This window comes from Rummeliibacillus sp. JY-2-4R (assembly GCF_053847205.1).
Genome location: NZ_CM132623.1, coordinates 3,017,517 through 3,032,461, shown reverse-complemented (window position 1 = coordinate 3,032,461; position 14,945 = coordinate 3,017,517). Strand labels below are relative to the sequence as shown.

Annotated in this window: 13 protein-coding genes; 11 read left to right on the top strand and 2 right to left on the bottom strand. The window is 35.4% G+C overall.

All coding sequences use genetic code 11. The annotated features are described in order from the left end of the window. The first annotated feature begins 22 nt into the window (after positions 1-22). The 8 genes from ACWV26_RS14775 (at position 23) to ACWV26_RS14740 (ending at position 8,717) form a co-directional block, all read left to right on the top strand. The gene (locus ACWV26_RS14775; RefSeq protein WP_455895489.1) at positions 23-1,897 is read left to right on the top strand and encodes a XylR N-terminal domain-containing protein; all 1,875 of its coding nucleotides are present in this window, start codon (positions 23-25) and stop codon (positions 1,895-1,897) included. Positions 1,898-2,301: 404 nt separating this feature from the next. Continuing rightward, positions 2,302-3,486, top strand: a complete 1,185-nt coding sequence (locus tag ACWV26_RS14770) for an acyl-CoA dehydrogenase (protein ID WP_455895488.1) — start codon at positions 2,302-2,304, stop codon at positions 3,484-3,486. 29 nt (positions 3,487-3,515) lie between these two features. Continuing rightward, complete coding sequence (locus tag ACWV26_RS14765) at positions 3,516-3,992, top strand: flavin reductase family protein (protein ID WP_455895487.1); 477 nt, start codon at positions 3,516-3,518, stop codon at positions 3,990-3,992. Positions 3,993-4,012: 20 nt separating this feature from the next. Then, positions 4,013-4,828 (top strand): FAD synthetase family protein, encoded by an 816-nt coding sequence (locus tag ACWV26_RS14760; protein WP_455895486.1) that lies wholly within the window; start codon positions 4,013-4,015, stop codon positions 4,826-4,828. A gap of 19 nt (positions 4,829-4,847) precedes the next feature. Beyond that, on the top strand, positions 4,848-5,702 hold the full coding sequence (locus ACWV26_RS14755) for an alpha/beta fold hydrolase (protein WP_455895485.1): 855 nt from the start codon (positions 4,848-4,850) through the stop codon (positions 5,700-5,702). 124 nt (positions 5,703-5,826) lie between these two features. Beyond that, positions 5,827-6,612 carry a 2-keto-4-pentenoate hydratase gene (locus ACWV26_RS14750; RefSeq protein ID WP_455895484.1) on the top strand — a complete coding sequence of 262 codons (786 nt, stop codon included), beginning with the start codon at positions 5,827-5,829 and terminating at the stop codon, positions 6,610-6,612. Positions 6,613-6,643: 31 nt separating this feature from the next. Further along, positions 6,644-7,948 (top strand): MFS transporter, encoded by a 1,305-nt coding sequence (locus ACWV26_RS14745; protein WP_455895483.1) that lies wholly within the window; start codon positions 6,644-6,646, stop codon positions 7,946-7,948. A 70-nt stretch (positions 7,949-8,018) separates the two neighbouring features. Then, on the top strand, positions 8,019-8,717 hold the full coding sequence (locus ACWV26_RS14740; RefSeq protein ID WP_455895482.1) for a YczE/YyaS/YitT family protein: 699 nt from the start codon (positions 8,019-8,021) through the stop codon (positions 8,715-8,717). A gap of 141 nt (positions 8,718-8,858) precedes the next feature. On the opposite strand, the gene ACWV26_RS14735 is transcribed toward ACWV26_RS14740, so the two are convergent. Then, the gene (locus tag ACWV26_RS14735; protein ID WP_455895481.1) at positions 8,859-10,127 is read right to left on the bottom strand and encodes an NAD(P)/FAD-dependent oxidoreductase; all 1,269 of its coding nucleotides are present in this window, start codon (positions 10,125-10,127) and stop codon (positions 8,859-8,861) included. A 127-nt stretch (positions 10,128-10,254) separates the two neighbouring features. Between ACWV26_RS14735 and ACWV26_RS14730 the strand changes: the two genes are divergently transcribed. Together ACWV26_RS14730 and ACWV26_RS14725 are read left to right on the top strand one after the other, a co-directional pair. Continuing rightward, positions 10,255-11,871, top strand: coding sequence for a putative polysaccharide biosynthesis protein (locus ACWV26_RS14730; RefSeq protein WP_455895480.1), 1,617 nt, complete (start codon positions 10,255-10,257; stop codon positions 11,869-11,871). A gap of 2 nt (positions 11,872-11,873) precedes the next feature. Next, positions 11,874-12,587, top strand: a complete 714-nt coding sequence (locus tag ACWV26_RS14725; protein ID WP_455895479.1) for a pseudouridine synthase — start codon at positions 11,874-11,876, stop codon at positions 12,585-12,587. A 156-nt stretch (positions 12,588-12,743) separates the two neighbouring features. Here the strand turns inward: ACWV26_RS14725 and ACWV26_RS14720 are convergent, their stop codons facing one another. Continuing rightward, positions 12,744-12,965: a DeoR family transcriptional regulator gene (locus ACWV26_RS14720; protein WP_455895478.1), complete on the bottom strand. Its 222-nt coding sequence runs from the start codon at positions 12,963-12,965 to the stop codon at positions 12,744-12,746. A 327-nt stretch (positions 12,966-13,292) separates the two neighbouring features. Between ACWV26_RS14720 and pepV the strand changes: the two genes are divergently transcribed. Further along, complete coding sequence (pepV, locus tag ACWV26_RS14715) at positions 13,293-14,687, top strand: dipeptidase PepV (RefSeq protein WP_455895477.1); 1,395 nt, start codon at positions 13,293-13,295, stop codon at positions 14,685-14,687. Positions 14,688-14,945: the final 258 nt, after the last annotated feature.

The following is a 14,945-nucleotide window of genomic DNA, read 5'->3' as shown; positions in this document are numbered from 1 at the left end:
AATATGATAGGGGTGTAATCATATGAAAAATAGTTTTTCTATTTCAGAATTAGAAAAAGTAGAAGAAAATATTAAGAATGAGCGCAAAATTAGTATGCCGTCATCAACATTTGGCATTTTGCGACGTCAGTTGGCAAAAAACTTAGGGGAAGATCGTATTCAGGATGTATTATTCCATTTTGGCTTCGAAATGGGTGCAGCCGATGGTGTTTTAGCAAAAAATAGTCATCAAACTCTTGAGGAATTAGTTAAATATGGACCTATATTACATATAAAAAATGGGCATATAAGTGGAGTTCAACATGATTGTGATGTCAAATTAAATGAAGATGGCAAAATTATTTCGATTACTGGACAGGGCGTGTGGTTTGAGTCATATGAAGCACTTGAGCATCTAAAATGGTTAGGGAAATCTGACAAAAGTGTTTGCCATACATTATTAGGTTATGCAAGTGGATATATGTCGACCATTTTTGAAGAGAAAATGATTGCGAAGGAATTGACATGTGTTGGAAAAGGTGATGCCAATTGCAGTTGGGTTATAAAAACCCAAAAACAATGGCAGATGGAGATGCAAGATGAAAGCACATTTCTATCACAAATACCAATCGTTGATGAATTACGTTTTACATACGACCAACTACTAGAGCGTGAAAAATTAATTACAAGAATTTTAGATTTCCAAAAACTATTAACAGCTGAAATCGTAAATGGCCATGATTTACAGCATATTGTTGGAGTTGCAAATGAACAGCTACGAATACCTATTATTGTAAAGGGTACAAAAACCGATTCTGTTACATATGCAGGTTTATCTGAACGACGTTTTATACAGTTAGAGGAAGATTTAAGTACACATATTAAAGGGGATCTATTTGACCAAGTGATCTTCAAAAAGGGATCAAAAGTAGTTTCCCCAAAGCCAAAACGGATTAAAGCATCAAAGCATCAAAGGCTAATATCACCGATTTTTGTAGAAAAAGAACTAATCGGTTGGTGTGCACTCATCTTTGAACATCGCGAAATAGAGGATCATGATAAATTATTTTTGGATCGATTAACAAGTACAGTTTCAATCCTTTTACTAAACGAAAAGACACGTTTTGAATCATTTGCCAGAATGAAAGGTAATTTTTTCGAGCAAATTTTAACAGGTGGATTTACAGAAAAAGAACTGATTAAACGAGGCGCGTTTTCGAACATCAATTTATCCAAACCATACTTTATTGCTGTTGTACAATTTCAAGGAATGTTACTCTCAATCGAAGAAGATTATAACTTACAAGAGGCTCTTCATGAAGCGAGTTTTTTATATTTTAATAGCATAAAAAGGAATGTCTTGGTAGGTCAGCGTGAAGGAAAAGTAACACTATTTATAACAGAGGATTGTATAGAACATTCGATAGAAGACGAACTTAGTAGATTTTATCAATATTTAACTGAACAATTCGGACAAAAACAGATTAAAATAGGTGTTAGTAATTGCCATGAGAACATAAACGAGGCCCTGCAATGTTACCAAGAGGCATTCATTGCACTAAAGCTAACGTTAAAAAAACAAGTAGCATCTTATCAATCACTCGGAGTAATCGGCGTGTTAATGGATCATAATAATTTAGAAATGATTAAAGCGATTGCTAAAAAAGAACTGAAGTCTCTTTATAATACGGATCAGCAAAAGTCAGTAGAATTATTGAAAACGCTTTACGTATTTTTGTCAAATGGCGGAAATCTAGAGCAAACCAAATCTGATCTTGTTTTATCGATGAGTGGGCTGCGCCACCGTATACAAAAAATAGAATACATCTTGCAAAAAGATTTACGAAATCCAGAAGAGACTTATGAGTTACTCTTAATCATTAAAGCATTAATTATTTCAGATGAGTTGCATTTTTAATAGTAGCTACTACTAGGTGAATAATTGTTCACTTTTGTAGTAGTTTTTTTGTTATGTTTTTTTATAAATTATTGAAAAGTTAACTAAAAATTGAAGATTCATTGATTCAACGATAAATCAAAAAAGAAAATAACCAGCTTAAAAGTAGCAGCAATTCTCCAGTATTTTCACAAAAAATCATTGCTACTAATAGAAATAAATAATGTTATATAACACAAAAAAGAGCAAAAATTGTTCGAGATATTGTTATATATAGACAAAAGTAGTTCTGGTTTGAAAATTCAGAAAATAATATTATTTATTTAGAAGTTAACAAATTAACTTTCATTCTTTCATTGAAATGTAAGCGATAACAAATAGCCCATAATCAAGAAAGAAAATTTATATACAAAGGGGAATGTGAAATGGCAATTTCTTCAGTCAAATCAAATGAGGCAATAACTGCAGAACAACTTTTGGAAGCAGCAAAACGTGTTGGTGAATTGGCAGAGAAAGAAGCTCATGAAGCTGAAATTAATGCAACAATTTCACAAAATGTTGTTGATCTTTTGAAAGAAACACAACTTACAAGAATTCTATTACCAAAAGAATATGGTGGTCCACAAATTACTTTAAAAACATTTTCAGATATAGTTCGACAAGTATCTTATCACAATATCTCGGCAGGTTGGCTAGCTTATTTATATCCGTTACATAATATATTCCCAGCATTTTTGACAAAGGAAGTTAGAGATGAAATTGTAGAGTCTCAAGGATTAATCTGTGACGTATTTGCAGCTGTTGGGAAAGCTGAAAAAGTTGATGGTGGATATATCATCAGTGGTACTTGGAACTTTGCAAGTGGTGTGCTTTATAGTGAATGGATTTCACTAGGTGTACTTGCGGAAGTTGATGACAAAGAAAAGCCTCAAATTATAATGCCTGTTTTCCACCGTTCGCAAGTTGAAATTGTGAAAAACTGGGATACATTTGGCTTAAGAGGATCTGGTAGTAATCAAGTCCGCGTTGAAAAAGTTTTCGTACCAACAAATAAAATACTTCGATTAGATCTTGTAGATGAAACAGGTCTACCACCAGAGGAAGAGTATGATAAGGACTATCCTTTCTATAATGTACCATTCTTCCCAACATTTTATCTAGGATTCCCAAGTATTGCACTTGGTGGTGCAGAACGTATTTTACATGAATTTAAAAAGCTTACAGAACAACGTGTTCGTTTAATGGATGGTATTCGTGAAAGTGAGTCACCACGAAGCCAACGTGTTATTGCAGAGATGACAACAGATTATTTAGCTGCAGAAGCACTTATGGATAAATACTTAAATATGTTAGAAAGTTGCCGCCATGGCGAAAACCCAATGCGTTCCGAATTCTTTGCTATTCGTACACGTATTATTAAAACTTGTACTGAAATTGCAGTACGTGCATTGCTTACTCTCGGTGGCGGTGCTCTTTATAAAGGCGGCACAATTGAATTATTTATCCGTGATATTTTATCAGTTGCAACACACAAAACGTCTTTATATGAAGATTCAGTTGCAGCATATGGTCAAGATTTATTTGGATTTGAAAGCAAAGTACGTGGGTAGTTAAATTTTTTTAAAAGGAGGAATTTCAAATGGATGATCGTCAATTTAGAACAGCAATGGGCAAGTTTGCTACAGGTGTAACTGTTATAACAACTGAACATGATGGTGAAGTACATGGTATGACAGCAAATGCATTTATGTCTGTATCACTCGATCCAAAATTAATCGTAATTTCAATAAAAGAAAATGCACGTATGCTTCCTAAGATTCAAGAGAGTAAAACATTTTCAGTCAATATATTATCAGATCAACAAGAAAAAGTATCAATGCGTTTTGCAGGACAATTAAAGGATGAACAATATGAAGTTGAGTTCGAAAAGCTGGACAATCAACCAGTAATTAAAGACGCTTTAGCTCAAATTACATGTGAACTAGCAGCAGAACATGTTGAAGGAGATCACACATTATTTATTGGTCGAGTAACAGAGATCAACCTTAATGAAGGAAACCCATTGTTATTCTATAATGGTCGCTATAGTCAAATTGCTCAAACTGTAGAAGCATAACAAAACTGGAGGTGCTCAAAGTGGAGATCGTATTTCTGAATGAAGATAATATTGAACAATTTCAACATCAATCTTCAAGACAAGTATTGGCCCTCGGATATTTTGATGGTCTCCATATTGGGCATCGTAAAGTTATTCAAACAGCAATCGATCAAGCGAAAATAGAACAAATTCCGGTTTCAGTTATGAGCTTTAGTCCACATCCAAAAGTTGTATTATCAAATGGTAAAAAACAAGTACAGCAGTTAATGACACTAGAAGCTAAGTGCGAAAAGTTAGCAAAGATGGGGGTCAATCGATTGTATTTAGTACAATTCACAAAATCCTTTGCTAAGCTTTCACCTGAAGACTTTATCTTAAACTATATACATGGTTTAAAAGTGAAACATATAGTAGCAGGATTTGATTTTACTTTTGGATATAAGGGTCAAGGAACATTGGCAAATATAGCACAATATACAAATGTACCTATACAACTAACTGAAGTTGAAAAGGTGGAGTTTTGCGGTGAGAAAATTAGCTCTACATCCATTCGCAAACGTTTAAGTGAAGGAGCAGTTGCAGATATACAGAATTTATTAGGTCAACATTATACGATTGATGCATATTGGAATGGAAGCGAGCTTAAGCAACAGTTCCAATGTATGCTTCCTGCACCAGGTTCTTACCAAGTTCGAGTGACTTGTGAACAAAAACAACTTGAAACGGTTGTAATGGTCACGACAAATCGTCACCTTGTTGTTCCAAGTAGGTTTCCAAGTGAATTGTATGGAAATATACGAATCGAATGGCTTAATAATTTTGAAAACATAAAGTTTGAACAAGCTCAAATATAACTTATAGGAGGATTTTAAAATGTCAATTTGGTCAGATTTAGCAAATCAAGAGTTTTCTTTACACTATGTAGATGCAAATGGTGTTCGTACACGTGTGTTGGAAGCAGGTAAAGGAACTCCGTTAGTTCTTTTACATGGTACTGGTGGACATATTGAAGCATATGCTCGCAATATTCCAGAACTTAGCAAGCATTTCAGAGTAATTTGTATCGATATGCTTGGTCATGGTTACACTGATAAGCCAGAATATCCTTATGGTATCGATGCTTATAGCGATCATTTACTAGCTGTAATTCAAGCGTTGAAACTAGATCGTGTTTACTTATCTGGTGAATCTCTTGGTGGTTGGGTTGCAGCATGGTTCTCTGCTGAACATCCAGAATACGTTATTTCTCAAGTATTAAATACTCCAGGGAATGTAAATAGTAAACCTGAAGTAATGAAGGGCTTAAGAGAATCTACATTAAAAGCTGTATTAGAAGCAAGTTATGAAAATGTGAAAACACGTTTAGAATGGCTAATGTTTGATAAAACACAGGTAACAGATGAATTGATTAAATGTCGTTATGATATCTATACACAACCTTCTTATCAAAAAGCTGCGTATAATATTGTCTATTTACAAGATGTTGAAGCACGTAAAAAATACATTTGGGATCCATCATGGTGTGGCAAAATTTCTGTTCCAACATTATTAGCTTGGACAGATCATGATCCAACATCTACTGTTGAAGAGGCTCAACCAATTAAAGAAATGATTCCAAATGCAGAGCTAGTAGTTATTGAAAATGCTGGGCATTGGCCTCAATGGGAGCAAGTTGAAGCGTTTAACAAAGTAATCATTGATTTCTGTGTACAACCTGTAAATGTATAAATCATAATATTGCATTTTTTACCAAATGGCTTAGTTAAAAAACATGATAAAAAAACAAGATAGGAAGCGGAATGTAGGGGGATTCTCTACATTCCCTTCTTTTGGCGTATAAGGAGGAAAAAAGATGACAACAACAACAGCTATTACACAAGCATATGAACAATTAAAAGGCGCAATAAAGGACCATATTTCAATTCAGGCATTAACTGAAGCGAATCCTGATTTTACTGTTGAGGAAGCGTATCAAGTTCAATTAAAGCTGATTGCAGATGAATTAGAAGCTGGACGGTCAGTTACAGGCAAGAAGATTGGATTAACTTCACTTGCTATGCAAAATTTACTTGGTGTTGATCAACCAGATTATGGTCAATTACTTAATAATATGGCAGTTGAGAATAACGGTACAATTGAAACGGCAACATTATTCCAACCAAAAGTAGAAGGCGAGATTGCTTTTATATTAAAAGAAGATCTAGTTGGACCAAATGTAACAGAAGAGCAAGTTTTAGCGGCTACAGCATTTGTCGTTCCTTCACTCGAAATTGTAGATAGTCGTATCAAAGATTGGCAAATCAAGTTAGCAGATACAGTAGCAGACAATGCATCATGTGGACTATACGTTTTAGGTAATCAACAAACTGAAGTAGAAAGCCTTGATTTGACGAAAGTAACAATGCGTCTACTACAAAATGGTAGCGTTATTAATGAAGGGAGTGGCGCAGACGTGCTAGGTCATCCCGCAACTTGTGTTGCATGGCTTGCTAATAAGCTGTTTGAATATGGGGTGACATTGAAAAAGGGAGAAATTATTTTATCAGGTGCATTAACTGCAGCAGTTGTTGCAAAACCAGGAGATACTTTTACTGCTGAATTCTCAGATATTGGAAGTGTTTCAGTGAAATTCACTTAATATTCTTGATTTACATAAGGGAGATGGGATAATGGAAAATCGTCAAACAAAAGCGAAAATTACGCCAAGGGGTTGGCTTGTAATTGTATTACTCTTCTTTTTAACAATCATTAGTAATGCAGATAAAGCGATTATCGGATTTGCATCTGTACCAATTATGAAGGAATTAGGATTACAACCTGAGCAATGGGGGATTGTCGGCAGTGTGTTTTTCCTTCTATATTCTATATCAGCTGTAGTAGTTGGCGGAATTGCTGATAAAATTGGTACAAAGAAAGTAATTATTTGGATGGCGCTTATTTGGGCCCTTGTACAATTTTCAACTATTTTTGTCTCAAGCTTTGCTATTCTTTTAGTTACAAGAATTATATTAGGAGCGGGAGAGGGACCATCTTACTCTCTTGCGATGACAGCAGCTTCTAAGTGGTTACCAAAAGAAAAACTTGGCTTTGGCTTAACTTTCGTATCAATTGGTGGTCCGGTTGGGGTAGCAGTTTCAGCACCAATATTATTACATTTAATTACGAACTTTGGATGGCGCTCAGCATTTATCGCAACAGGAATCATTGGTGTAGTTTGGACCATTATTTGGATACTATTTGCTCGTGAGCAGCCTGAAAAAACAGAAGAGCAGGTAGCAATCGAAATAGAGAAAGAAGAGACACAAGTATTTCAAAGCTTCAAGTCCTTCCTATTTTCTAAAAACTTCTTGTTTATAGCGTTATGCGGTTTCGGTACTTATTGGTCCTTTACAGTTGGGCTAAACTGGTTACCAAACTACTTAGAAAACGTTCGTCATTTAAATGCTCAAACTCTGAGCTTTGTTGTTTCATTACCATGGATATTAATTGCGTGCTCACAACTATTCTTTTCTACAGTATCAGATAGACTATATGCCAAAACACGTAATTTTGTAAAAAGCCGCGTTTTCATTCTAGGCCCAATTTTGATGTTAGCAGGTGTATTTTACTATATAGGTACATTAATGACATCGAATGTACTAGCTATTGCATTTTTATCACTTGGTTTAAGTCTAGGTTGTTTAACTCTAGTTCTGGGACCAGCGATTTTAGTAGAATTTGTTGCGAAAAAGGATCATGGTAAAGTACAAGGATGGTTTATGGCAATCACATCACTTGGTGGTATAGCTGGGCCATATATAACTGGTCGTCTTGTACAACAAGCTAGTGAACTATCTGATGGATTCCATCTAGCATTCCGTGTATGCGGTATCATTTTAGCCTTGATCGGATTCTTTGCAGTAGTAGGAGTTCGTCCGAAAAAACAACTTGCTGCAGAAAATACTACTATAAACGAAACAGTAATCGAGCAATAGTCATTCTGCGGTTTTTTCGATGTTAATCGAAGAAACCGCTATTTTTCCATTTAGGAGGAATATTTACAATATGAAACTTCTAGGTCGCTATATACTTTTAGGATTTGGATTATTACTTATGGGTTTGGGCATTGCTTTAATTACACAGGCTAAGCTTGGAACTTCACCAATATCGACTGTACCTCTTGTAGCTAGTTATATCACACCATTATCATTTGGAGTCTTTTCTTTTGTCTTGTCCCTATTATTCATGGTTGTGCAATTAATCATTCTTAAAAAACTTTTTGATCTATCGCTGATTGCACAAATGATTGTTGGAATATTTTTTGGTTTTTTTGTAGATCTGGGCATGTATGTTTTTTCTTTTGTCCATCCAACCTCAATCATTGTGCAACTTATCGCTTTCATAATAGGTTGCACCATGTTAAGTATGGGAATTTATTTGCAAGTAATTGCAAATGTCGTTATGAATGCGGGAGAAGCAATCGTAAAGTTAATTGCGGAAAAGTATGACAAGGATTTTGGCACTGTCAAAATTATTTTAGATTGGACACTTGTAGCAACTGCATGTCTTCTTTCATTTGTTTTCTTACATAATATTAGAGGAATTGGACTAGGCACTCTTGTTTCAGCTTTTCTAGTAGGATATATAATCAAAGTGATGATTATCATGAAAGAAATGATTAAACGAAGAATGGTAACTTTAAGAGAAGAAAGTAGATTGCACGAGCTCAGAATTATAGAGAAGAACAAAGCAAAAATTAGTTAATCGCTAAATAATAAAAAGCCTTAGCAAATTTTTTAGCTAAGGCTTTTATATATGCTTGAACTTCTATACACTAGTTATTAGTTTTGTCCCTAGTATCTGTTTGATTTAAAGAATTGTAGGTTCTAAGTGATTAGTTTGTGTTCAATTTGTATTTGTTATATGTTTTGCAGCACTCATTCCGGCAATTCTTCCAGTTACAAGTGCTGAGGTAATGTTATAGCCACCTGTATAACCATGGATATCTAATATCTCGCCACAAAAATATAGGCCTGCTTTCTTTTTGGAAGCCATTGTTTTGGGTTCTATTTCTTTCACGGATACACCGCCACCTGTAACAAAGGCTTTTTCTAGTGGTTGTGTACCATTTACGGTCATTTCAAAGCCTACTAGATTGTTTGCTAGATGGCGTGCTTTTTCAGCTGATAATTCTGCACCGGTTAATGATTCATCAATTTCTGCACGTGCCATTAAGAATAGGAGCCAGCGTTCTGGGACAATTCCTTTCCATACATTTTTTAATGCTTTTTTTGGCTCTGCTTTTGCTAGTTTGAAAATGTATTGAAAAGCTGATTCGGCATTGTAATCAGTTAATGCTTGAATTCTGATTGTAACAGGTTTGTTTGCATTCTTTTTCATTTCTTTTACGACAAATTGACTGCACCGTAAAATAGCGGGACCACTTAAACCAAAGTGTGTAAAGAGCATATCCATCTTATGCGTAATAATGGTTTTGTCTTTCTTATTTAAAACGGAAATTTCTGCATCTCGAAGTGCTAAACCTTGCAACTCTTTACTACGAATGAACGTCTCATTTGAAAGCAATGGAACTTCAGTTGGATATAGCTCTGTAACTGTATGTCCAGCTTTCTCAGCCCAAGGGTAGCCATCACCGGTTGAACCTGTTTGTGGAACAGCTTTTCCGCCAACCGCAACAACAACTGCTCCCGCTTTTATTTCATTTCCGTCTTTTAGACGAACACCTATTATTTTCTCATCATCCATTAATAATTTTGCGACGGGGGTGTTTTGACGAATTTCTACTTTTAAACGATCAAGTTCATGTAGCATTGCCTCCACAACATCTTGTGCACGGTTTGAGACGGGGAACATACGGCCGTGATCCTCTTCTTTTAATTTAACACCTAGATTTTCAAAAAAAGAAATAATATCTTCATTGTTATAAACTGAAAATGGGCTGTATAAAAAGCGACCATTTCCTGGTATATGTTTAACAATTTCATCGATGGGAAGACGATTTGTAACATTACATCTACCTCCACCAGAAATTGCTAATTTGCGACCTAATTTATGTCCTTTTTCAAGAAGTAGAACTTTTTTTTGAGCAGCACCAGCAGCAATTGCAGCCATTAATCCAGAAGGACCACCGCCGATTACAATAACATCATACATTTAGGGGAACTCACTTTCTGTTTTTTAATTTATTATACACGAAGCACAAAAACTATTTGAGTAATTTTACTGCGAGTTGTAAACTAAAAATTAGTTTTATTAGATTTGGATAGATTGGAAGGGTATTATGTCATCTTTAATGAAAGGCACTGCCATTTTAACGATTGGCATGTTTTTATCGAAAATACTTGGCCTCGTTTACATCTTCCCGTTTTATGCCATTATTGGCCAAAAAAACGTGGCGTTATATTCGTATGCCTATGTCCCATATACGATTATGCTTTCGGTCGCAATATCTGGAGCACCGATTGCTGTATCGAAATTTGTAGCAAAGTATAACAGTCTTGGTGATTACGAGTCTGGTCGTAGACTAGTGAAATCTGGTTTGTTGATCATGACCATAACAGGTTTTCTATCTTTTATAGTTTTATATCTATTGGCTGACCCTATTGCTCATATCGTGATTAAAGACGATGAACAAATTTTTAATGTGTCACAAATAGCTGGTGTCATACGATGGGTAAGTTTTGCTTTAATTGTTGTTCCATTTATGAGTTTAGTGCGTGGGTTTTTCCAAGGCTATGATTATATGGAGCCAACTGCAACCTCCCAATTAGTAGAGCAAATCATACGTATTATTGCGTTATTATCTGGATCTTATCTTGTGATGCGCGTCTTTAGTGGTAAAGCAGAATCAGCCATTTCCTTTGCTGTATTTTCTGCATTTATCGGAGCAATTGCAGGTTTAATATCCCTTTGGTTTTACTGGCGAAAGCTAAAACCGGAATTTGATCTTAAGCTACAAAGTAGTGTGTCATCTGGTCAATTATCCTATAAAAATATTTATAAAGAAGTAATAACTTATTCCATTCCTTATGTATTTGTAGGGATTGCGAATCCACTTTTCCAATTAGTAGATATGTTAACGTTTAATACGGCTATGTCTAATATTGGGCTGGCAAAAGTTTCTGATGATTATTTAGGTATGCTGAACTTCACAACCCATAAAATTGTCATCATACCTGTCATGCTTGCAACAGGTTTCTCAATGGCATTAGTTCCTGCCATTACAAACTACTATACGAAAAAACAAAATGATGCGTTAATTACCACAATGGACAAAACGTATCAAATTCTATTATTTATCACATTACCTGCCGTCGTAGGAATTTCAGTTTTATCTACAGATATATATCATTTACTATATTCAGAAAGTACGATGGGTGCTAGTGTGCTTGCAACATATGCTCCAGTGGCAATTCTTTTTGCTTTCTTCCAAGTAACAGCTGCATTGTTGCAAGGCATTGACTTCCAAAAATGGATTGTCTTTAGTTTGCTAACAGGGATTTTAGTAAAGTTAGCTATTAACATCCCACTAGTTGAAGCGTTTCAAACAAAAGGTGCTATTTTATCCACTTCAATTGGATATATAATTTCCATTGTAATCAACATGTTGGTATTAAGAAAAGCACTGAATTATAGATCGAAAATGGTTATTAGACGCTCTATATTAATTATACTATTAACACTTATTATGGCTGCATTTGTCATCGTTGCTCATCATGTATTAGTCATGATTTTTGGAGCTGCGCATTCTAAATTTTTGGCACTTGTATACTTAATCATTTGTATTTCAATTGGTGCTGTTGTTTATGCTTTTCTTTCCTTCCGCATTAGACTAGCACAAAAACTATTAGGTGCGAGAATAGCCAATATTGCAAGTAAACTGGGTTTTAGGGGGTAACTATGCGTTTAGATAAATTATTATCAAATATGGGGTATGGATCTCGTAAAGAAGTAAAGAATTTATTGAAGATGAAAGCTGTATCTGTTGATGGAGTTATTGCAAAAGATGTATCACTCCATGTTGATCCAGACAAGCAAAATGTCACAGTACTAGGCGAACGAGTTCAATATCAAGAATTCATCTATTTAATGATGAATAAGCCTGCAGGTGTTATTTCTGCTACAGAGGATTTGTATGATCAGACAGTCATTGATTTACTTGATCCATTTCACGTGCACTTCGAACCATTTCCAGTCGGCCGTTTAGATAAGGATACAGAAGGATTCTTACTGATCACGAACGATGGCGTGCTAGCGCATAATCTATTATCACCGAAAAAGCATGTGCCGAAAGTTTACTATGCCAAGATTGATGGTAGAGTAACAGAAGTGGACATAGAAGCATTTAGACAAGGTGTAATCTTAGAAGATGGCTATCATACAAAGCCAGGAGAACTTAACATCCTAAAATCAGGAGAGGTTTCAGAGATTGAATTAACAATTTCAGAAGGAAAATTTCATCAAGTAAAGAGAATGTTTGAAGCAGTTGGAAAAAGGGTAACATACTTGAAACGGCTATCAATGGGAAATTTACAGCTTGATGAGAGTTTAAGCTTAGGTAAGTATAGGGAATTAACAAAAGAGGAAATCGAAAAGATTAAAGAAAAGCTTTAATCAAAACAAAAAGAATGACCAAGCGACGCAGCATGGTCATTCTTTTTTTAACTTTTGTAATTTGTAAAGTAACATTTTAGACGAATTTGCCACCAGCATATGGCGAGTTGACCGTCCATTCAACGAAAAGCGTGAGATCCAACTCGTTGAATCTTTCTAAGATGTCATTTTCACTTTCTTACGCGTCGTTGTCCATTTGCCTCGACTTGGGCTTTCTACCAAATCATTAAAGGCTAACACATTCAAATCTCTTTGAATCGTGCGAGGAGTGATGCCAAATTCATCGACTAAGTCTTGTGTAGTAACAGTACCTTTACTATGAATGTACTTATACACATCCTTAATTCGATTAAGCATCCGATCAGTAGTTGGTTTCATTTAAGAACCACTCCTTATCTCATTTCTCAAGACTAGCGGACGGAAAAATTGCGAGGTATTCAGGCTCCTAATTTAGTTTGCCTTAGACATCCCCTTTTCTAAGTTGTTAGCCAAATACTTATTATCTGACAATTTCATTATAACCAATAAGCTTGTATATTTCCATACTTTTGATCAGAATTTAACGTTTGTAACATTATGTTTACAATTAAAGGCGAACGAAAATGCTAAATATAATTAAAAACGTACGTGTTTTTGTTAATCCTATGTGAAATTTAGGAAAGGGTGTAAAATAATATTGAGATTTGTTAAGGAGGAATTTATATAATGGATTGGTTGAAACAAGCATCACTGCGCCAAGAGGAATTAATCGGCAATTTACAGGAGTTAGTACAAATTAATAGTGTGAAAGATGAAAGTACTGCAACGGAAGATGCTCCATTTGGAGTGGGTCCTAAAGAAGCTTTAGATTGGATGCTAAAACAAGGTGAAGATCAAGGCCTAAAAACAAAAAATATCGATAATATGGTCGGCTATATTGAAATGGGTGAAGGGGAAGAAATGGTCGGCATTCTATGTCACGTAGATGTTGTACCAGCAGGTAGTGATTGGGTACATCCACCATTTGGCGCTGTCATTGAAGATGGTAAATTATTTGGACGTGGTTCAATCGATGATAAAGGTCCAACAATGGCTGCATGGTTAGCGATGAAAATGGTGAAGGATGCAGGCATCACACTAAATCGTAGAATCCGTATGATTGTTGGTTCCGATGAAGAAAGTGGTTTCCGCTGTGTAAAACGCTACGTGGAAAAAGAAGAAATGCCTACATTGGGCTTTGCACCAGACGCTGATTTCCCTATTATTAATGCCGAAAAAGGGATTGCTGAACTAACATTTAGTCAACAAGCAAAATCACAAGAAAACGAACAATTAGTATCATTCCATGCTGGACACCGAATTAACATGGTACCAGATTTTGCAGAAGCCATTGTACGAAATGTACCTGAAGAATTCGAAGTAACATTTAATGCATATTTAAAAGCAGCTGAATTAGAGGGTTCTATTGAAGAAACTACTGATGGATTCAAACTATCTGTAAAAGGAAAGTCTGCACATGCAATGGAACCAAATGCAGGAATCAATGCAGCAGTGAAACTTGCTCAATATCTAAATACAGTTTTCACAACTCCACAATCTAAAGAATTTACTCAGTTCTTAGTAACAGGTTTTGCAAACGAAACTCGCGGACGCGCACTGGATCTTGCTTTCACAGACGAAATTTCAGGAGATACAACATTGAACGCTGGTGTTGTTACATTTGAAGAAGGTAAGGGTGGCCAAATTGATGTAAGTATGCGTTATTCTGTATCTTACCCTTATGAAGAAAAAATTACAGCTGGTGGATTAGCTGTAGCAAAACTTGGCTTTGCGCTAGATGTAGTAGACGATTCAAAACCACATTATGTAGATCCAAAAGAAGAACTAATCCAAAAACTATCTAAAGTGTATGAACGTAACACAGGAGAAAAAACAGAATTACTATCAATCGGCGGTGGTACGTATGCACGTGAATTACCAACAGGTGTAGCATTCGGTATGTTATTCCCAGGAGAACCAGACCTAGCACATCAAGCTGATGAATACGTAGTAATCGAAAACCTAGTAAAAGCAGCTGCTATCTACGCAGACGCAATTGTCGAACTAGGCACAAAAAATTAGGAAAAACTCTTTAAGTTACTTGTAAATATTGTTAAAATAATGTTAACAGCCTCCATGCAATAAAATGATGGGGGCTTTTTCTATTTGGCATACTAAAAAAGAGTAATAATCGGAATCCTTCTTATTAGTAACAGAGTGGTTGATTGCAGTTTAACAGTATTCGATAGGTAGATTTGGAGGGGGATGCACGGAACAGATTATTAGGACAATCTAGCCAATATATAACTCTTTTGATGGAAATTAGTACCCAAAAATTAT